We start from the raw sequence: 19377 nt of genomic DNA on the forward strand, positions 1-19377 counted from the left end.
CTCTAGGTATAACCCCATTTAGTACAGTTGAAACATTAAAGGACAAAAAAATTATAAAAGATGTGCGCCTAAGGTAGTGGTGAAATGCCGCAAAGCCCAATCGTGTCCTGCCTGATCAAAGCTGGCGACGCCATTTTCATGGATGAAAATCGTGTATCCCTTATTGTAGGCATCGACTGCAGTGTGTAGCACGCAGATATCCGTACATACCCCAGCAATATGGATTTCTTCTATATTACGTTCACGCAGTAGCAATTCCAGATTGGTGCCGGCAAATGCACTGTATCTCGTTTTGTCCAACCATATGATGCGATTCGCATTTGCTTTATAGACCTCTGCGAGGCGACCGTAAAGCTCTCTTCCAGCAGTTCCTCTTATATTATGGGGAGGAAAAAGCTGCGCTTCTGGATGGAAGGCATCCTCTTTGTCGTGCAGATCGACTGGCATTACTACCAGTTCATCATCTTCCAAAAACTGTTCCGTCAATTTACAAATCGGTTCTTCAAGAGCTTGTCCAGGTTCTCCGCAGGTCAATGCGCCATTTTCTGCTACAAAATCCACCGTATAATCGACCACCAACAATGCTTTTTTCATTAACTCCACTCCTATTCTTTTTCTTGATTATAAACCATAAAATTCCGAAAGAAACAATGCTTGTCATGAGACTTTGTTTTCAGTATAATCAGACTATTAAGGGAGAAGGGGTGGTCCTGATGCAATACGAAAATGTTGAAAAGCTGAATAGACAAGCAATAATTTTTGTTGTTATTCATACATTGCTCATTTTAAATTTTGCTTTGGATTTCGGTTTTTTTATATGACTGGAACTATAAAACAGCCTATCCCAACTCAATGGGATAGGCTGTTTTACGGTGTGCCTCGTTTTAGGCGAACCAAAGAATCCTTGAGAATCCGCGATGCAGAGTCAAGTGAGACGCCCAGGATTTCCTGGATTTCTTCCAGGTTCTTATGCTTAACAGAATACAGGTAATGGACGTAGGCAAAACGGATATCACCCGAGCGCATTGGGGTGCCGACAAAAGAGGAAAGTGCTTCGGTATAATCTGACAGTGATCCCATCTGAAACATCGTGTATTCGTTTTTCACTTTGGATGATAGCAAGTAGGGTGTCCCACGGAATACCGCGCGTTCAATACCCTCAAGCATAACGGGAATCTCTTTGCCGTTAAATCCCAGGAGGCATTGGTAGCCATCCTTTTTCTCAACCGCCAAAGTCAATTTTCCGCTGCGGTCATCAAAATTCTCCACGTCAATCGTTACCATATCCCGCAGTCGAAGTCCACGAAGATATAAAATGAAAAGAATTTTGGCATTCAAGGACAACTGATCAGCTTCGAGCACTGACTCTTTCTTTTTCAGCAAATCTTCATAATCTAAATAGATATCAGATGGCGTCAAATCCAGTTTTTCACTGAATTTGAACTTGGGCATAAAATCGTTTGGAATACGACCAATCTGCCACATATAGTCAAACCACCTTCTGATATAAATGAGTTTTCGGTTTAATGTGCTGTCTTTAATGCCGGATGCATGCTGATCCATTAGAAATTGCTGGATATCGGAAGGGCGAATGTTATGTGGTTCCACCGGTTTTTTGTACGTATGCCTAAGAAAAGCGAAGAGCGAGCGAATCAATTGGACTTCATGAACAACTGTGTTCGGACTAATGCCGTTATCCAGTCGGAATTTCTCATAACCATAAGGCATTATGCGTCACCTCTTCTAAATAGATTTACGTAAATTATACCATTCATTCAAGTAAATAGAACGTGTTTTCCCTTACGAATCCTATCTAGAGTCTGTCATTTTGTGCTTGCGGATAGTTGAAGGCAACAGGAAAAACAGATCTCGTTGGATGTATATAATTTATGCAGATTAGGGTATGTTAATAAGGATGGGTAAATAGATGAAATAAAGGTGGATACCGATATGTTTAAAGAAGACAACGCAAAGATAAGAAGTCATATTCTTCAGGCAGTAGAGGGGATGACAGATGAAAAATTAAATCAAAAACCATCCGCGGAAGAGTGGTCACCTATTCAGATACTGGATCATCTTCAATTAATGGAAAATACGGTTGCGAAAGGTGTGTCGCATGAACTTAAGAAAGAAACGAGTGAAAAAGCTTTGAAAAAACCGATTGCTCTGACAGTTAGCCGGTCATTCAAAGTGGAAGCGCCAAAACAGGTTGTACCGACAGATGAATTCGTCACACTTACAGAAATGAAAGAACGCTTAAATGCCTCACATAATTTCCTGTATGAAGTATTTGGCCAGGCAACACATGAACAGCTCAAGCAAAAATCTATGGACCATCCAGTATTCGGTAAAGTTCCACTGATTCAATGGTTCCCATTTGTCGGTCTGCACGAAAAGCGCCATTTCAAGCAATTGGAGAAAACATTAAGTAAACTCGATTGATTCACAAGATAGTCATTTGAAAAACTTATCACATTGTATAATTTTAATGTAATTTACTTATGCTCTCACGTTCGGTATGATAGAAGAGGAGAAAAGCGCTGTCACGGGCCTTTTCAAAAGATTCAAAGGAGGAACACACACATGGCAAAGAGCAGTTTGCACAACAGCCGCACTTCTTTTGAGCTTAACGGCAAAACGTATAATTATTACCGTTTAGCTGCATTAGAAGAAGCAGGGATCGCTAAAGTATCACGCCTTCCTTATTCAATTAAAGTTCTATTGGAATCCGTATTGCGTCAGCACGACGGATATGTTATCAAAGATGAGCATGTTGAAGAATTAGCAAAATGGGGCAAGGATGTCAACAAAGAAGCAGAAGTTCCATTCAAGCCCTCACGCGTTATCCTTCAAGATTTCACAGGCGTACCAGTAGTCGTTGATTTGGCTGCACTTCGTTCAGCGATGGCAGAAATGGGTGGAGATCCAGACAAAATTAACCCTGAAATTCCAGTGGATCTTGTCATTGACCACTCGGTTCAAGTTGATAAATACGGCACTGAAGATTCACTCCGCATTAACATGGAGCTTGAGTTTGACCGCAATGCAGAGCGTTACCAGTTCCTTAGCTGGGCTCAAAAAGCTTACGACAATTATCGTGCAGTTCCACCTGCGACAGGTATCGTTCACCAAGTAAACCTTGAGTACTTGGCAAACGTTGTCCACGCAATTGAAAACACAGACGGTACATTCGAAACTTTTCCTGATACATTGTTCGGAACAGATTCACATACGACAATGATCAACGGAATTGGTGTTCTTGGATGGGGCGTTGGCGGCATTGAAGCTGAAGCCGGGATGCTCGGACAACCTTCATACTTCCCGATTCCTGAAGTTATCGGGGTTAAAATGACGGGTGAACTTCCAAACGGTGCAACTGCAACTGATTTGGCGTTGAAAGTGACACAAACTTTGCGTAAAAAAGGTGTAGTAGGTAAATTTGTTGAGTTCTTCGGTCCTGGTGTGACGACATTGCCACTTGCTGACCGCGCAACAATTGCCAATATGGCTCCAGAATACGGTGCAACTTGCGGATTCTTCCCAGTTGATGAAGAAGCACTTAATTATATGCGTTTGACTGCACGTGATGAAGACCAAATCGCTGTAACGAAGAAGTATTTGCAGGAGAACGATATGTTCTTCAAAGTTGAAAATGAAGATCCGATCTACACGGACCTTGTAGAAATCGATCTTTCTAAAATCGAACCAAACTTGGCAGGACCAAAACGTCCACAGGATTTGATTCCCTTGTCTCAAATGAAACCCGAGTTCAACAAAGCTGTAACAGGTGAAGAAGGGCCACACGGTTTTGCACTTGATGAAGCTGAAATCGAAAAAACAGCAACAGTCCAATTCAAAACCGGCAAAACTGCTGAAATGAAGACTGGTGCATTGGCAATTGCAGCTATTACATCTTGTACAAACACTTCTAACCCATACGTAATGTTAGGTGCTGGATTAGTAGCGAAAAAGGCAGTAGAAAAAGGATTAGTTCCACCTGCATACGTGAAAACCTCACTAGCTCCGGGATCTAAAGTTGTTACAGGTTACTTAAATGATTCTGGTTTATTGGATTACATGAATCAAATCGGCTTTAACTTAGTTGGCTACGGCTGTACAACGTGTATCGGTAACTCGGGTCCATTGCTTCCTGAAATTGAAGAAGCGATTTTAGACAACGATTTGCTGGTGTCATCTGTATTATCTGGTAACCGTAACTTTGAAGGGCGCATCCATCCGCTTGTGAAAGCTAACTACTTGGCTTCTCCAATGCTAGTTGTTGCTTATGCACTTGCTGGGACAGTGGATATCGACTTCGCAGTTGAACCAATCGGCACTGATAAAGAAGGCAAAGACGTTTTCTTTAAAGATATCTGGCCATCAACTGAAGAAATCAAAAAAGTCGTTAAAGACACAGTCACTCCAGAATTGTTCCGCAAAGAGTACGAGCATGTATTTAACGAGAACGAAGCTTGGAACGCGATTGAGACAAACGATGATTCTTTGTATGAGTTTGATGCTACATCAACTTATATCCAAAATCCGCCATTCTTTGAAGGTCTTGCAAAAGAGCCTGCTCCAATCCAAGCGTTATCTGACCTTCGTGTTGTTGCGAAATTCGCAGACTCGATCACGACTGACCATATTTCACCAGCTGGTGCGATTGGTAAAGATACGCCAGCAGGTCTATACCTTCGTGAAAACGGCGTCGAGCCTCGTAACTTCAACTCTTACGGATCTCGTCGTGGTAACCATGAAGTCATGATGCGCGGAACATTCGCGAATATCCGTATTCGTAACCAGGTAGCCCCAGGAACAACAGGCGGTTACACGACTTACTGGCCAACGGGCGAGACAATGGCGATTTACGATGCAGCGATGAAGTATCAGGAACAAGGCACTGGACTTGTTGTCTTGACTGGTAAGGATTACGGCATGGGCTCTTCACGTGACTGGGCGGCTAAAGGAACATTCCTTCTAGGCATCAAAACAGTTATCGCTGAAAGCTATGAGCGTATTCACCGTTCAAACCTAGTAATGATGGGCGTTCTACCGTTGCAATTCGTTAACGGCGAAAGCGCAGATTCTCTTGGATTGACAGGACACGAAACCATCAGCGTCAACTTGACTGATGACGTGAAACCACGCGACGTTCTTACTGTTACAGCTACTGCTGAAGATGGTAAAGTAACTGAGTTTAAAGTATTGGCACGTTTCGATTCCGAAGTGGAAGTAGATTATTTCCGCCACGGCGGCATCCTGCAAATGGTGCTTCGTAACAAATTACTTGAAGTATAAGAAAAGCAGAAGCGAACGTGTTGATCCAACAGTCTTAAGACCTACTGGTGAAGTGATGTATTTTTAGTCGCACAGCCAGTTATGACCTAAAATCAATTCGTTAGACGAGCTAGACAATAAATAATAAGCTAGGAATTAGAGTTTCTAAGCTATAAAAAAACTGCAAAAGGCTGCTGGGGATTTTCCTCAGCAGCCTTTTCTCTTACATCTAAAAACGAATATCTTGTATACTGGTAAAGAGGTGAAATAGACATGTACATAAGTGAAAAAGAAATTGAAATCCGTTACGCGGAAACCGATCAAATGGGGGTAGTTTATCATGCTAACTACATCATCTGGCTGGAAATCGGGCGTACTAAGCTGATTGAAGACTTAGGATTTACCTATGCAGGTATGGAGAAGGATGGTTATTTGTCTCCGGTGACTGATATTTCCATTCAATATAGAGCCGCTCTTCGCTACGGGGAAAAAGCCTTTATCCGTACGTGGGTAGAGGAACACGGACGCCTGCGTACCAAATACGGCTATGAAATTGTCCATGACGATGGTGCAATTGCCGCAACTGCGATCTCCGAGCATGTTGTCGTCAAAAAAGAGTCATTCCGACCGGTTTCAATCAAAAAAATCTATCCAGAATGGCATGAAAAATACGAAGAAATCAAAAGGCAGGCTGCTGATGGCGTTCGGAATTAAGCGAGACGAACTCGAACACTGGAAACAAGGGGTCATCGACGGAAAAATCTCGTTTTTGACCCATTACTGGGTGGATGACCGCTTTCCAGGCTGTAGTACGGTCACCAAAGTTGGCTGCTGCGACTTGGAAAAACTTGTTTCTTGGGGCAGGCAGTATGGATTACAGCCTGAATGGCTAGATTTGCGAGGGGATTATCCGCATTTTGACTTGTTCGGTGAGCGTCAACGAGCAATTTTGCGCCAAGAGGGCCAACTAGAGCAACTGAATAAATTGCAAAATAAAAAAGCATGAGCTATTCATGCTTTTTTATTTTGCATATGAATAATCAAGTTCGTGCAAGTCATCGTTCACACTGACCTGGAGATTATGTCCATCAAAATACCAGACATCGCTTTGTTCAATAAAATAGGTGACTTGGTCTTGTTCCAGTTGGACAGCCATTTCATGTGGCTGATCCTTGGTTACACCCAGTGAAAATCCTGGCTGTAGCTTGCTTGAACCACCATAACGGACAAAGAAGCGGACCGCTTCTCCTGATACCACTTCCATTTCTTCCTTAAACCAATTGAGTGCATCGTCACTAATGTTAATCTGCATGTCACACGTCCTTCCACTGTTTATAGCCAGTTGATTTTTGGTTCTGTGCCAGCACGAATACGGGCAATATTGGTGCGGTGGCGGAAGATGATGAATAACGCCAGAATATAAATGACAATCATGAACAAGTAGTCTCCTGTAAAGATTGCATAAATAGTTATGTAGATGATGAATACGACTGCCAGAATAATTGATGATAATGATACCATTTTAGTAATTTTTAATGCAATCAATAGCACAGCAACCGCCATGATGAACAACGGCCATTGATAGCCGAGCAAGATGCCGCCAGATGTGGCAACGGCTTTTCCACCTTTAAATTTAGCGAATACCGGATAAATATGGCCAATAACTGCAATGATGCCAAAAACCAAAGGATGGATATCGGTTGTGATATAAAGTGGAATCAGTGTAGCAGCCGTTCCTTTCAGAATGTCCAGCAGAGTGACGGCGATACCGGCTTTCTTGCCGAGTGTCCGGAATGTATTGGTAGCACCGAGGTTGCCGCTTCCTTTTGTTCGGATGTCTGTTTTGTAAAATAGTTTCCCGACCCATAAGGCAGACGGAATCGAGCCGAGGAGGTAAGCTAATAGAATGGGAAGCAGTATAGTCATTATGAACTCCTTTAGAACAACCTTATTTTGTAGTTTCAGTTTACCATGACTGATGTTCTTTGAACAATAGACGGCGAATTATTCAACAGGCAGGACGAAATCGTGTATGATAGAATAAAAAGGACAGGTGATCATCTTGAACAATCCGAGCCGCAAAGAAATCAAGAATGTACTCGATCATGCGAAAACCATTGCCGTAATCGGTCTTAGCCCAAATCCTAGCAGAACTTCCTATATCGTATCAGAATCTATGCAACGGGCAGGTTACCGCATCATTCCGGTTAATCCACGGGCAGATACTGTACTGGGTGAAAAAAGTTACGCTTCTTTGAGTGACATTCCAGAAAAAGTGGATATCGTCAACGTTTTCCGGCGCAGTGAGTTTCTGGAGGGTATCGCCGATGAGTTCATAAAAATCGATTGTCCAGTATTTTGGACACAATTAAATGTGGTTGATGAGAACGTATTTAATCGGTTGGCTGATGTGGGATATACAGTCATAATGGACCGTTGCATCAAAGTGGAACACGCCATCCTGAAATAAGGCAATACCGCAAAAGGGCGCCCAGCGCTCTTTTTCTATGAAGTTTGACAGATAGACAAGAAATAGAATACGATAAAGAGAGAGAAAAAAGCGAACAAACGTTTGTTGGAGGGAATTAAATGGCTAAAATTCAAAATACGGCATACAACGAAGAAGCGATTCAAGTACTCGAAGGCTTAGATGCTGTCAGGAAACGGCCAGGGATGTACATCGGTTCGACGGATACACGTGGACTTCACCATTTGGTCTATGAAATTGTCGATAACTCTGTCGATGAAGCACTTGCAGGCCACGGAGATAAAATCACCGTTACCATTCAGGATGACAATAGCATCAGTGTCCGGGATTACGGTCGCGGCATGCCAACGGGAATGCACCGCAGTGGCAAACCCACACCGGAAGTGATTTTGACGGTTCTGCATGCCGGCGGGAAATTCGGGCAGGGCGGCTACAAGACAAGCGGAGGTCTTCACGGCGTCGGCGCATCTGTCGTCAATGCACTGTCTAAATTTTTGGAAGTGACGATTTTCCGAGATGGCAAAAAATACCGCCAGCGCTTTGAAAATGGCGGCAAACCGGACACGACATTGGAAGAAATTGGTTCGACAAAAGAAAGTGGCACGTTAATCCACTTTTTGCCGGACGAAACCATTTTTTCAGTGTCCAAATACAATTACGAGACCCTTTCGGAACGCCTGCGTGAATCTGCTTTCTTGTTGAAAGGACTGAAGATTGAGCTATTCGATCAGCGAACAGAAGCCAAGGATGTTTTTCATTACGAAACGGGAATTGAAGCTTTTGTTGCCTATCTCAATGAAGAAAAAGATGTGCTTCATCCAGTGGCCTATATTGAAGGTCAACAGGACGAAATGGAAATCGAGTTTTCTTTCCAATTTAACGATGGCTATTCCGAAACAATTCTATCGTTTGTTAACAACGTCCGGACCCGTGACGGCGGTACGCATGAAACCGGCGCGAAAGCGGCCATGACAAGAGTTTTCAATGATTATGCGCGAAAAATTAACTTGTTGAAAGACAAAGACAAGAACATAGAAGGCTCTGACATCCGAGAAGGTTTGGCGGCAATTATTTCTGTTCGCATCCCTGAAGCGATGCTGCAATTTGAAGGGCAGACGAAAAGCAAGCTGGGTACAAGCGAAGCGCGAAGCATTGTCGATTCGGTTGTTTCTCAGAAATTGATGTACTTCCTGGAAGAAAACGCAGATCTCAGCGCTTCTCTCGTACGAAAAGCAATCCGGGCATCACAGGCCCGATTGGCTGCCCGAAAAGCACGGGAAGATGCGCGAAACGGCAAAAAACGCAAGAAATCGGATGCACTGTTGTCCGGTAAATTGACACCTGCCCAATCACGCAACGCCTCGAAAAACGAATTATACTTGGTGGAGGGAGATTCGGCTGGTGGTTCTGCCAAACAGGGACGCGACCGGACATTCCAGGCAATCCTGCCGCTACGCGGGAAAGTCGTCAACACCGAAAAAGCGAAACTTGAAGAAATCATGAAAAATGAAGAAATTTCGACCATCATTCATGCTATTGGCGGAGGGGTTTCTTCTGACTTTTCAATTGACGACATCGCCTACAATAAAATCATCATCATGACTGATGCGGATACCGATGGAGCGCATATTCAAGTGCTGTTGCTGACATTCTTCTTCCGTTATATGAAGCCATTAATCGAAGCGGGCAAAGTGTTTATCGCATTGCCGCCGCTCTACAAAGTTTCCAAAGGAGTTGGCAAAAAAGAAATCATCGATTACGCCTGGACAGAAGCAGATTTGGATGCCTCCATCAAAAAAGTCGGCAAAGGCTATATGCTGCAGCGTTACAAAGGTTTGGGTGAGATGAACGCAGACCAGTTATGGGAAACCACCATGAACCCGGAGACCCGTACGCTGATTCGCGTTACGATTGAAGACAGTGCACGCGCAGAACGTGGCATTACAACATTAATGGGTGATAAAGTGGAACCAAGACGCCGCTGGATTGAAAACAATGTCGACTTTGGACTGGAAGATGATAGCAATATACTAGAAAATGATTTGATTCACGCTGAGGAGGAAATTGTATGACACAAACCGAAAGATACCAAGATTTGCCACTCGAAGAAGTAATCGGCGATCGGTTTGGCCGTTACAGCAAATACATTATCCAGGACCGGGCGCTGCCGGATGCCCGTGACGGGTTAAAACCTGTTCAGCGCAGAATTTTATATGCGATGTACCATGAAGGCAATACTAACGATAAAGCGTTTCGTAAATCGGCCAAAACCGTTGGTAACGTTATCGGCAACTATCATCCACACGGAGACAGCTCGGTTTATGAAGCGATGGTGCGATTGAGCCAGGACTGGAAAATTCGCCATATGCTCGTTGAAATGCACGGCAATAACGGCTCGATGGATGGTGATTCACCAGCTGCAATGCGTTACACAGAAGCCCGTTTGTCTGCCATTTCTTCCGAATTGCTGCGCGACATTGATAAACGCACAGTGGATTTTATTCCGAACTTTGATGATTCCGATATGGAACCGACTGTTTTGCCGGCCCGTTTCCCGAACCTGTTGGTCAACGGATCGACCGGTATTTCTGCCGGTTACGCCACCGATATCCCACCGCATGCGCTTCATGAAGTGCTCGATGCCGTATTGATGCGCATGGACAATCCACAAGCGACTGTTGCTGAACTGATGACCGTCATTAAGGGGCCGGATTTCCCGACAGGCGGCATTATCCAGGGACTGGACGGCATCCGTAAAGCTTACGAAACTGGCAAAGGCAAGATCATCGTCCGTTCAAAAGCCCAAATAGAACCGTTAAAAGGCGGAAAAGAGCAAATTGTCGTTACGGAAATTCCTTTTGAAGTCAATAAAGCCAATATGATCAAGAAAATCGATGATCACCGCTTTGACCGCAAGCTTGAAGGCATCTCTGAAGTGCGGGATGAATCCGATAGAAGCGGTTTGCGCATTGTCATCGAATTGAAAAAAGATGTGCAAGCCAACGGGATTTTAAGCTATCTTTACAAAAATACCGATCTGCAAGTCAGCTACAACTTCAATATGGTCGCTATCTATAAGCGTCGTCCGACAATGATGACTTTGCAGACGATGCTGGATGCCTATATCGAACATCAGAAAGAAGTCATCACCAAGCGTTCGGAATTCGATCTGCAAAAAGCTAGTGATCGCATGCATATTGTGGAAGGCTTGATGAAAGCTTTGTCGATTCTGGATAAAGTCATCAAAACCATCCGTTCTTCAAAAGACAAACGCGATGCCAAGAACAACTTGATTGCGTCGTTTGATTTCTCTGAAGCGCAGTCCGAAGCGATTGTGTCCTTGCAATTATACCGACTGACCAATACCGACATCACCGACCTGCAAAAAGAAGAAAACGATCTGAAGAAACTGATCGCTGAATTGACGGGTATCCTGACTAGCCCGACCAAATTGAAAAATATCATCAAGAAAGAATTAGCAAGCATCCGTAAGCAATTCGCCGAACCACGCCGTTCGGTTATTGAAGACAAGATCGAAGAAATCACCATCACACGTGAAATCATGATTCCAAGTGAAGAAGTGGTAGTGACAATCACGAAAGAAGGCTATGTTAAGCGGACCAGTACACGTTCGCATGCGGCTTCAAACGGCAAGGACTTTGCGATGAAAGAATCGGATTACTTGCTGTTCGAAGGCAATTTGAATACGCAGCATACGATTCTGATTTTTACCACGGCTGGGAACTTCGTTTTCCAACCGATCAACGAGTTGCCTGATATCAAATGGAAAGATCTTGGACAGCATTTATCCAGCATCGTGCAATTGGATGCTAATGAATCTGTTCTTGCGGTTTATCCATTCGAGAAATTTGATGCAGATGCTAGTATCCTAACCGTTTCAAAACTAGGCCAGGTCAAACGTTCGGCTTTGAAGGATTATCAGATTCAGCGCTATTCACGCGCCATTAAGACAATGAATCTAAAATCAGACGATGCGATGATTTATGCGACATTAGTGACCAAAGAAACAGAATTATTCATCGGTACAAAGCAAGCCTACGGTGTCCGTTTCCCACTGGACGAAGTTCCACTGACCGGACTTCGTACCGGAGGGGTCAAAGGCGTCAACTTGAAGGACGGCGACGAGGCCGTTTCAGCTGTCATGATTGACCCGGAAGTGAAGCAGGAGCTTGTGTTGATCACTCATCGCGGGGCGGCGAAGAAAATGAAGCTGCAGGAATTTGAAAGCGGCAACCGTGCGAAGCGTGGTGTTGTCATGCTTCGGGAATTAAAATCTAACCCTCACCGTGTGGTAGCTGTAATTGGCGCGACCGGAAAAGAAGAAATTATTTTGGAAACTGCCAAAGGTATTCGAATCTCTTTGGTTGCTAATTCATTGAAAAACGTAGATCGTTATTCGAATGGTTCATTTATTGCGGATGAGGCAACAGATGGGCAAGTGAATTCTGCCTATCGTTTTGAAAGAAAAGAATAATTTAAAATCCTCCTTCTTTTATTCAAAGAGAAGGGGGATTTCTTTATGAATATTTAAATGGATTCAAATGCTTATGAATGGTTAAAATTTAACGAGCTTGAATAAATATGAATAGTTTTGCGCGGGTAAAAACCTCGTAGAAGTAGAGGATGATCAAGCTCGGGCTTTGTTTGGTGAACTTTTTCGGGGGTCTTCACGAAATGCACGAACGCGAGTGGATATGCACGCTTTTTCGATAATACGCACGCTTGGGGAAAACCACGCACGATCCAGTTGCTGTTACGCACGTTCAGGGGGAAAATACGCAAGAAAGCCAAGGTTCTACGCATAAAAACACGGAGAAATATTTTCCCTATTGTTCCTCGGCTATTACCTGAAGACATGTGAGTTGAAAAAGAAAAAACTAAACTAATGTATTAAAATTTTTAGTTTAATTGTCGCAATTTTCTCACCAATTGAGCGCTTTGATGTGTTAGAGTAGTGAGATAAATAAAAACAAGAGGGTGACATCTATGACTAAAACCAACATCACAGAGCTTGACAGGGAAGTGACTTTTTCAAAAGTATCTGTGGAAGAAATCATGGTTGCTAACCAAGCACTTAAGGATGTCGTCATCAAGACGCCATTGCAAAAAAATGAGCTGCTGTCCGCACGATATGGCTGCAATGTTTACTTGAAGCGCGAGGATTTGCAGGTAGTTCGATCCTTTAAGCTACGTGGTGCCTATAATTTCATCCGCAGCTTGAATGCTCCGGAACGCGCCAAAGGAGTGGTATGTGCAAGCGCCGGCAATCATGCACAAGGTGTCGCTTACTCATGCTTTGCACTCGGCATCGAAGGGAAAATCTTTATGCCACTGACGACGCCACGCCAAAAAGTGTCGCAGGTCAAACGTTTTGGGGGTGACAAGGTATCGGTTGTCTTGACAGGAGACTCCTTTGACGACTCTTTTACAGCGGCGATGGAATATTGTACAGAAGAAGAAAAAATCTTTGTTCATCCTTTTAATGACAACCGCATCATTGCAGGACAAGGAACGGTTGCTGTGGAAATTCTCAATGATATGCAGGAATCGGTCGATTATTTGTTTTGTGCAATTGGCGGCGGCGGATTGGCGTCAGGCGTAGGCTCTTACCTAAAAGGCATCAGCCCTTCGACTAAACTGATTGGCGTCGAACCAGCGGGGGCTGCCGGCATGAAAACTTCGCTGGCCAATGGTCAAGTGACGCGCCTCGACACGGTTGATACCTTTGTTGACGGGGCTGCGGTCAAACAGGTCGGTGATCTTTCCATGGCTATCTGTTCCGAGGTACTAGATGACATCGCACTGGTCCCAGAAGGCAAGGTCTGCACAACCATTTTGCAGCTGTATAACGAAAATGCCATAGTCGCAGAACCAGCTGGCGCTTTGTCCATAGCCGCTCTTGATTTCTATAAAGATGACATTAGAGGCAAAAACGTGGTATGCGTCATCAGTGGGGGCAATAACGACATTGAGCGGATGCAGGAAATAAAGGAAAAGTCCTTGATCTATGAAGGGCTCAAGCATTATTTCATCGTCACATTCCCGCAACGTGCAGGCGCACTTCGCAAATTTATGGAACAAGTGCTGGGTGAAACCGATGACATCACCCATTTCGAATACACGAAACGAACAAACCGCGAAGAAGGCCCGGTTCTAGTCGGCATCGAACTGAAATGCCGAGAAGACTATGAACCACTCGTCAAACGCATGGCAGAAAATGGTTTTCCGTACAAAGATATCAATAATGATTCCCTGCTGTTTAATTTATTGATTTAGGGAATTGACAGCCTTTTGATCATCCAGACTTACTTGAATAAACAGGCGTTTTGCAATGTGCATTAGCACAAAGGCGAACGCTTGTTTAACGTTTTAAATAGCTGAAAAAACTGGAAATCGACAGCTGTCAGGGTTTTTTGAATGGTACGGTGAAGTCAACTAAAGAGACGGGGTGGGACAAGTGGAAAAACGGTGTTTATGGGCGCAAAGCAATATGCTCATGCAGAACTATCACGACGAAGAATGGTGCAAGCCGAGCTGGGATGATCGATATATTTTCGAAATGCTGATACTAGAAGGCGCTCAAGCCGGTCTATCCTGGAATATCGTGTTATCCAAGCGCAACGCTTACCAGGAGGCTTTTGATCATTTTGACATTGCGCATTGTGCGGAGCTGACAGATGCGAATCTGTTGTCCATAAAGGAAAATTGTGCAGTAATCAAGCATGGTGCAAAGCTTCAATCAGTCCGTACAAATGCCCAGGCGGTGCTAAGTATCTTGAAAGAGTGGGACAGTTTTGCTGAGTTCCTGTGGAGCTATACAGACGGCAAGACAATCCACAACAATTGGGAGACCGATAGACAGATTCCCGCTCAGTCCTCAGTATCGGTTCAGCTTAGCAAAGATTTGAAAAAGCGGGGCTTCAAGTTTGTAGGGCCTGTGACGACATACTCTTTCATGCAGGCCATTGGGATGATCAATGATCATATCAAAGATTGTGAATACCGTACGCAAAATTAATGCGAAACAAATTAAAGAACAGAGAAGCCGAGTCATTGCTTCTCTGTTCTTTTTCGTTTCCACAAGGAATTTCCAGATAAATGCAGAATACAGGTAAAGAAGGTAAGTAAGATGTACACAAAAAAAGATGGAAATAAAAGGGGAGAATTTCATTGGAACAGTTTGATCGCCATCCTTGTATTTGTTACAAGCCTATCGTTTTCCCCAACCCGGTGCCTGGAAGAACCGCCCTATTCGTCTCGCCAGTTGATCTGTAACTGCTGAAGGTGAGCGGTCAATTCGGTATCCAAATCAAGGAGACAAACAGTGAAATCTTGAACGTTCAGCAATTCGATTCCATGTCTATATAAGCTGTAATGCCAAAGATAGCTCATATCTTTGGTAGGATCTTGGTGGTTAAAGTCCATAATCAACTTTCGTATGGAATCATCCAGACTGCCAAAATAAATCGAGTTGTCTTCCATATTTAGCCAATGACTCACTTTTAAATCGGACACGGATTCGAATTCGGGTCTTCCGTTCAATAAAAAATTTTCGGGGGCGTATTCTCCGTTTGGGAACACGACATTAAACTCATCCGCCAAGCCGAGCGCGACATTCAAAAGCTCGTCCCAGCGCAAGGACAACTCAATGCTTTGGATCACTGCAAATTTAATCATATCAATTACCTCATTTTCTCTGAATGGATGGATTGCCTCCGTTTTCGGAAAGCTTTTCGCTGTTCTGTTTTTTCTACTAGAGCTTACAAGGTTTCTCCTGTAAACTGAGTCATAAGGAAGACTCTTTTTTCGTGAATTAGTTAACGCGACCTATTTGCTTAATGATACGATTAATTCTATCCAAATAAAACCAGATTATTAAAGTCATGTGCATATATTTACTGTTAGCTTGGCCAGCTGCTGATCCTGAATTTTCAATCTTTATCTTATCCGTTTCTATCGTTCCGATGCATGGAAGAATGGAAGCGAGACGCGAAGGGGGATTACGTGATGTTGAATTTAAAATATTTGGATTTGTTAGCGCAAAAATATGACTGCGAAGAAAAAGTCGCGACTGAAATCATTAATCTTGAAGCCATCCTAGATCTTCCCAAAGGGACCGAACATTTTGTGAGCGATTTACACGGAGAGTTCCAGGCATTTCAACATGTGCTGCGAAACGGTTCCGGAAATGTGAAAGTGAAAATAAGAGATCTGTTCAAGAATGAGCTGAGCGAAAAAGAACTCAACGAATTTGCGACGTTGGTTTATTATCCAGAAGAAAAACTGCAATTGATCAAAAGCCACTTCACCAGCAAAAAAGAATTGCAAGCCTGGTACATAGAAGTTATTGAACGGCTACTGAAGCTTATTTCTTATGCAGCCTCTAAATACACACGTTCAAAACTGCGCAAAGCTTTGCCGAATCAGTTTGTCTACATTATTGAAGAGCTGCTGTACAAAACAGATGAGTTTAAAAACAAAAAAGAGTATTACGCCAAAATGGTTGAACAAATCATCTCGCTGGGACAAGCCGATCAGCTGATTATTGGCCTTGCCTATACGACTCAACGCCTAACGGTAGATCATTTGCATGTGGTAGGTGACATTTACGACCGGGGTCCGGATCCGCATAAAATCGTGGATACACTGATCGATTATCATTCTGTGGACATTCAATGGGGAAACCACGACGTCTTGTGGATCGGTGCATATGCCGGATCGAAAGTGTGCCTGGCGAACATTCTAAGGATTTGTGCACGCTACAATAACTTGGATATTATTGAAGATGTCTACGGCATCAACTTGCGACCACTGTTGAACTTGGCGGAGAAGTATTACGATGACAATCCAGCTTTTCATCCGAAAAGAATTTCAGGTGAAAAAATGACGGAGCAGGAACAGCTGCAAATCACTAAAATCCATCAGGCCATTTCTGTCATCCAGTTCAAGTTGGAAAGCCCAATTATCAAGAGGCGCCCTTGCTTTGCGATGGAAGACCGCCTGTTGTTAGAGAAAGTCGATTACGAGAAAAAGCAAGCAACCATCCACGGAAAAACCTATCCACTCGAAAACACGTGTTTTGCAACGATCAATCCAGAGCAGCCAGATGAACTATTGGAAGAAGAAAAACGGGTCATGGATAAACTGCTGTTCTCTGTACAGCATTCAGAAAAACTGACACGGCATATGCGTTTTCTTATGAAAAAAGGCAGCCTTTATTTGAAGTACAATGGCAATCTGCTCATTCACGGGTGCATTCCACTGGAAGAAAACGGCAATATGGAAAAAATGGAGATTGAAGGGAAGAGTTATGCCGGACGGGAATTGTTGGATCTTTTCGAACGTTATTTGCGCTATTCCTTCGCCCATCCGGAAGAAACCGATGACTTTGCGACCGATATGGTCTGGTACCTATGGACAGGAGAATACTCGTCCCTTTTCGGAAAGCGTGAAATGACTACCTTTGAGCGCTATTTTATTAAAGACAAAGAAACGCATAAGGAACGGAAAAATCCTTATTATTATTTGCGCGAAGATGAGGAAATATGCCGCAAAATACTGGCTGAATTCGAGTTAAATCCGGATCATGGGCGTATCATCAACGGTCATACACCGGTCAAGGAGCGGGACGGGGAAAACCCAATCAAAGCGAATGGCAAAATGTTAGTCATTGACGGTGGCTTCTCGAAAGCTTACCAGTCAACGACAGGAATTGCCGGATATACGTTGCTGTACAATTCCTACGGCATGCAGCTAGTTGCTCATCAGCTGTTTAATTCAAAAGAAGAAGTTCTGCAAAACGGGACGGACGTATTATCCGTTAAACGGCTAGTTGACGAGGAACTAGAGCGCAAGAAAGTCCGGGAAACGAATATTGGAGAAGGCTTGCTGCAGGAGATTTTCAATTTGAACAGTTTAAGGGAATACCGTTATATGAAGTAAGCGTTTTTTGAAACAATAGGGGCATAGGAAAAGGAAGAGCTGCAACGAAATCGTGCTGGCTCTTCCTTTTTTGTGTCTGCATGTAAATAATTGAATCTAAACAATATAACATCTTTGTTATGAATATTCCGCAAACTAGCTCCGCTTTCCTGCGGGCTTGCGCCAAACTAACTCGGACTTACAGCCCGAGTGGATTTCGGCACTTTGTTTTCCCGCGGGAGTCTCCACTAGTTTGCTCCATATTCTACTGGTTAAGCAACCTATAATGTTAGTTTTCATTAGGTAACAGATGGAAAATTCTTATAGGTGAGAGAATGGGAAATTAAAAACTGACCTCTGTAATTATTACTATCCTATAATCACTGACCGAATCCTTAGATATTGAAGACTTGTTATGTAATAAAAATAGACACCTCATTTATTTCGAATTGGTGTCTATTTGCAGGTGTATCTACTTTTAAAATTCAATTAATTTTTCATTACCCTTTTACTGAGCCACGAACATCGAAAGACTTTCTTTTCCTTTCACGCTGTTCCAGTTTCGGTCCCAATTGAAACAGCACAATACCACTGCTGATCAACAGCACGCCGAACAGGGACTGCCAGGTGAAAGGGATTTTTTCGAGGCCGAACCAGCCGAGTGTATCCCACATCAAGCCGAAGAAAATCTGCGACACCATGATGAGGGAAATGGCACGGCTTGGACCGAGAATCTGTACGCCTTGAGTAACACAGGCAACGACGCCAACTCCGAGAATACCACTGAACCAGAACCAAGGCTGTGCCTGGAATCTAAACAGGCCGCTCCCTTCAAAAGTCAGTCCCGCAGCCAGAGATGCCAAAAATCCGAGCAGCAAGACGAGTGCTGTAGTGTTCCAGACACTGACTCGTTTTTTGACGTTAGCATTGAATGTATTTTGAAGGCAGACAAATGCGCCGCCGAGTAACGCCAGTAAGATGCCGATTGCCATAACTTGTACTCCTATTCGTAAATATTTTGAACCGCCTGAGCAAGCAGGGAGGCGCGGTCAAGGATGGTAATCCTTCCGCGTTTCTTGGTAATCCAGCCGGCCTTTTGAAATTGCAGCAAGATCCGGTTCAAATGACGATAGCTTGTGCCGATCAAGTCTGCCATGTCGACAAGGGAAGTGGCATCGAGTTTCGGCTGCGTCGGTGTCATGGACAGCAAGTAGCTGGCCAGGCGAACGTCTACCGGATAAAGCAGGTTGAAGTTCATGGCGTACGATTTCATTTCAAATTTCCGCGTAATCGTTTTCAAGAGAAACTCGAGCCACACGGCATTGTCTCCCATTTCTTTTCGCAGCACGTGATATGGGATCCGGATGACCCGAGTATTAGTGACCGCTTCCACCGTGTTGATGAGCGGGCAGTGCTGGACATATTCGATGTCCCCCACCAAATCGAACGGGCTTTTGAATGCCAAGATCAACCGTTTCCCTTCAGGAGACAGCATGGAAACCTTCAGTTTTCCTTCGACTAGCAGATAAAGCGTGTCGGAATCGTCTCCTTGAGACAGCAGTCGCTCACCACTGGACAACTTTTCTATGTGCATAGAATGCCGGAGCCGTTCCGGAAATATATCCGCCAGTTCGTACCGGCGAAGAAAATTGTGGATAGCTTGGTCCATT

17 protein-coding genes are annotated in these 19377 nt (G+C 43.8%); 10 read left to right on the forward strand and 7 right to left on the reverse strand.

All coding sequences use genetic code 11. The annotated features are described in order from the left end of the window. Positions 1-51 precede the first annotated feature (51 nt). Together BBH88_RS08715 and BBH88_RS08720 are read right to left on the reverse strand one after the other, a co-directional pair. Positions 52-594 (reverse strand): cysteine hydrolase family protein, encoded by a 543-nt coding sequence (locus BBH88_RS08715; protein WP_006831423.1) that lies wholly within the window; start codon positions 592-594, stop codon positions 52-54. A gap of 273 nt (positions 595-867) precedes the next feature. Further along, a complete protein-coding gene (locus tag BBH88_RS08720; RefSeq protein ID WP_006831422.1) occupies positions 868-1728 on the reverse strand; it encodes a site-specific integrase in 861 nt (286 codons plus the stop codon). A 222-nt stretch (positions 1729-1950) separates the two neighbouring features. Between BBH88_RS08720 and BBH88_RS08725 the strand changes: the two genes are divergently transcribed. From BBH88_RS08725 to BBH88_RS08740, 4 genes are all read left to right on the forward strand, one after another. Further along, positions 1951-2442 (forward strand): DinB family protein, encoded by a 492-nt coding sequence (locus BBH88_RS08725; RefSeq protein ID WP_006831421.1) that lies wholly within the window; start codon positions 1951-1953, stop codon positions 2440-2442. Positions 2443-2583: 141 nt separating this feature from the next. Next, complete coding sequence (acnA, locus tag BBH88_RS08730) at positions 2584-5298, forward strand: aconitate hydratase AcnA (protein ID WP_006831420.1); 2715 nt, start codon at positions 2584-2586, stop codon at positions 5296-5298. Between the two features lie 252 nt (positions 5299-5550). Then, the gene (locus BBH88_RS08735) at positions 5551-5991 is read left to right on the forward strand and encodes an acyl-CoA thioesterase (RefSeq protein ID WP_006831419.1); all 441 of its coding nucleotides are present in this window, start codon (positions 5551-5553) and stop codon (positions 5989-5991) included. Continuing rightward, a complete protein-coding gene (locus tag BBH88_RS08740; protein WP_006831418.1) occupies positions 5975-6283 on the forward strand; it encodes a hypothetical protein in 309 nt (102 codons plus the stop codon). The genes BBH88_RS08735 and BBH88_RS08740 overlap by 17 nt, the downstream gene beginning before the upstream one ends. Positions 6284-6298: 15 nt before the next feature. Here BBH88_RS08740 and BBH88_RS08745 read toward each other — a convergent pair whose 3' ends face one another. Next, positions 6299-6589 carry a HesB/YadR/YfhF family protein gene (locus tag BBH88_RS08745; protein ID WP_006831417.1) on the reverse strand — a complete coding sequence of 97 codons (291 nt, stop codon included), beginning with the start codon at positions 6587-6589 and terminating at the stop codon, positions 6299-6301. 20 nt (positions 6590-6609) lie between these two features. Continuing rightward, entirely contained in the window at positions 6610-7203 is a 594-nt protein-coding gene (gene plsY, locus BBH88_RS08750) for a glycerol-3-phosphate 1-O-acyltransferase PlsY (RefSeq protein WP_006831416.1), read from the reverse strand. Between the two features lie 130 nt (positions 7204-7333). Between plsY and BBH88_RS08755 the strand changes: the two genes are divergently transcribed. The 5 genes from BBH88_RS08755 (at position 7334) to BBH88_RS08775 (ending at position 14804) form a co-directional block, all read left to right on the forward strand. Next, entirely contained in the window at positions 7334-7747 is a 414-nt protein-coding gene (locus tag BBH88_RS08755; protein WP_040852984.1) for a CoA-binding protein, read from the forward strand. A 119-nt stretch (positions 7748-7866) separates the two neighbouring features. After that, positions 7867-9837: a DNA topoisomerase IV subunit B gene (parE, locus tag BBH88_RS08760; protein ID WP_065536938.1), complete on the forward strand. Its 1971-nt coding sequence runs from the start codon at positions 7867-7869 to the stop codon at positions 9835-9837. Next, positions 9834-12260 carry a DNA topoisomerase IV subunit A gene (gene parC / locus BBH88_RS08765; protein WP_065536937.1) on the forward strand — a complete coding sequence of 809 codons (2427 nt, stop codon included), beginning with the start codon at positions 9834-9836 and terminating at the stop codon, positions 12258-12260. Before parE ends, parC begins: the two co-directional genes overlap by 4 nt. A gap of 512 nt (positions 12261-12772) precedes the next feature. Continuing rightward, positions 12773-14062, forward strand: coding sequence for a threonine ammonia-lyase IlvA (ilvA, locus tag BBH88_RS08770; RefSeq protein ID WP_065536936.1), 1290 nt, complete (start codon positions 12773-12775; stop codon positions 14060-14062). A 181-nt stretch (positions 14063-14243) separates the two neighbouring features. After that, positions 14244-14804, forward strand: a complete 561-nt coding sequence (locus BBH88_RS08775) for a DNA-3-methyladenine glycosylase I (RefSeq protein WP_238323438.1) — start codon at positions 14244-14246, stop codon at positions 14802-14804. Between the two features lie 230 nt (positions 14805-15034). Here BBH88_RS08775 and BBH88_RS08780 read toward each other — a convergent pair whose 3' ends face one another. Further along, positions 15035-15463 (reverse strand): hypothetical protein, encoded by a 429-nt coding sequence (locus BBH88_RS08780; protein WP_065536935.1) that lies wholly within the window; start codon positions 15461-15463, stop codon positions 15035-15037. Between the two features lie 333 nt (positions 15464-15796). Between BBH88_RS08780 and BBH88_RS08785 the strand changes: the two genes are divergently transcribed. After that, complete coding sequence (locus BBH88_RS08785; RefSeq protein ID WP_006831216.1) at positions 15797-17728, forward strand: fructose-1,6-bisphosphatase; 1932 nt, start codon at positions 15797-15799, stop codon at positions 17726-17728. 479 nt (positions 17729-18207) lie between these two features. Here the strand turns inward: BBH88_RS08785 and BBH88_RS08790 are convergent, their stop codons facing one another. Both BBH88_RS08790 and BBH88_RS08795 read right to left on the reverse strand, forming a co-directional pair. Further along, positions 18208-18699 carry a DMT family transporter gene (locus tag BBH88_RS08790; RefSeq protein WP_065536934.1) on the reverse strand — a complete coding sequence of 164 codons (492 nt, stop codon included), beginning with the start codon at positions 18697-18699 and terminating at the stop codon, positions 18208-18210. Positions 18700-18710: 11 nt separating this feature from the next. After that, on the reverse strand, positions 18711-19376 hold the full coding sequence (locus BBH88_RS08795; protein WP_065536933.1) for a Crp/Fnr family transcriptional regulator: 666 nt from the start codon (positions 19374-19376) through the stop codon (positions 18711-18713). Position 19377: the final 1 nt, after the last annotated feature.

Origin of the sequence: Planococcus antarcticus DSM 14505, assembly GCF_001687565.2 — a bacterium.
In the GTDB taxonomy this organism is placed as follows: domain Bacteria; phylum Bacillota; class Bacilli; order Bacillales_A; family Planococcaceae; genus Planococcus; species Planococcus antarcticus.

What these genes read in the sequence shown, in the direction of transcription:
- acnA (WP_006831420.1), top strand. Translation starts at nt 2,584, where the DNA reads ATGGCAAAGAGCAGTTTGCACAACAGCCGCACTTCTTTTGAGCTTAAC.
- BBH88_RS08720 (WP_006831422.1), bottom strand. Translation starts at nt 1,728, where the DNA reads ATGCCTTATGGTTATGAGAAATTCCGACTGGATAACGGCATTAGTCCG.
- BBH88_RS08745 (WP_006831417.1), bottom strand. Translation starts at nt 6,589, where the DNA reads ATGCAGATTAACATTAGTGACGATGCACTCAATTGGTTTAAGGAAGAA.
- BBH88_RS08725 (WP_006831421.1), top strand. Translation starts at nt 1,951, where the DNA reads ATGTTTAAAGAAGACAACGCAAAGATAAGAAGTCATATTCTTCAGGCA.
- parE (WP_065536938.1), top strand. Translation starts at nt 7,867, where the DNA reads ATGGCTAAAATTCAAAATACGGCATACAACGAAGAAGCGATTCAAGTA.
- BBH88_RS08780 (WP_065536935.1), bottom strand. Translation starts at nt 15,463, where the DNA reads ATGATTAAATTTGCAGTGATCCAAAGCATTGAGTTGTCCTTGCGCTGG.
- plsY (WP_006831416.1), bottom strand. Translation starts at nt 7,203, where the DNA reads ATGACTATACTGCTTCCCATTCTATTAGCTTACCTCCTCGGCTCGATT.
- BBH88_RS08735 (WP_006831419.1), top strand. Translation starts at nt 5,551, where the DNA reads ATGTACATAAGTGAAAAAGAAATTGAAATCCGTTACGCGGAAACCGAT.
- BBH88_RS08795 (WP_065536933.1), bottom strand. Translation starts at nt 19,376, where the DNA reads ATGGACCAAGCTATCCACAATTTTCTTCGCCGGTACGAACTGGCGGAT.
- BBH88_RS08715 (WP_006831423.1), bottom strand. Translation starts at nt 594, where the DNA reads ATGAAAAAAGCATTGTTGGTGGTCGATTATACGGTGGATTTTGTAGCA.
- ilvA (WP_065536936.1), top strand. Translation starts at nt 12,773, where the DNA reads ATGACTAAAACCAACATCACAGAGCTTGACAGGGAAGTGACTTTTTCA.
- parC (WP_065536937.1), top strand. Translation starts at nt 9,834, where the DNA reads ATGACACAAACCGAAAGATACCAAGATTTGCCACTCGAAGAAGTAATC.
- BBH88_RS08740 (WP_006831418.1), top strand. Translation starts at nt 5,975, where the DNA reads ATGGCGTTCGGAATTAAGCGAGACGAACTCGAACACTGGAAACAAGGG.
- BBH88_RS08790 (WP_065536934.1), bottom strand. Translation starts at nt 18,699, where the DNA reads ATGGCAATCGGCATCTTACTGGCGTTACTCGGCGGCGCATTTGTCTGC.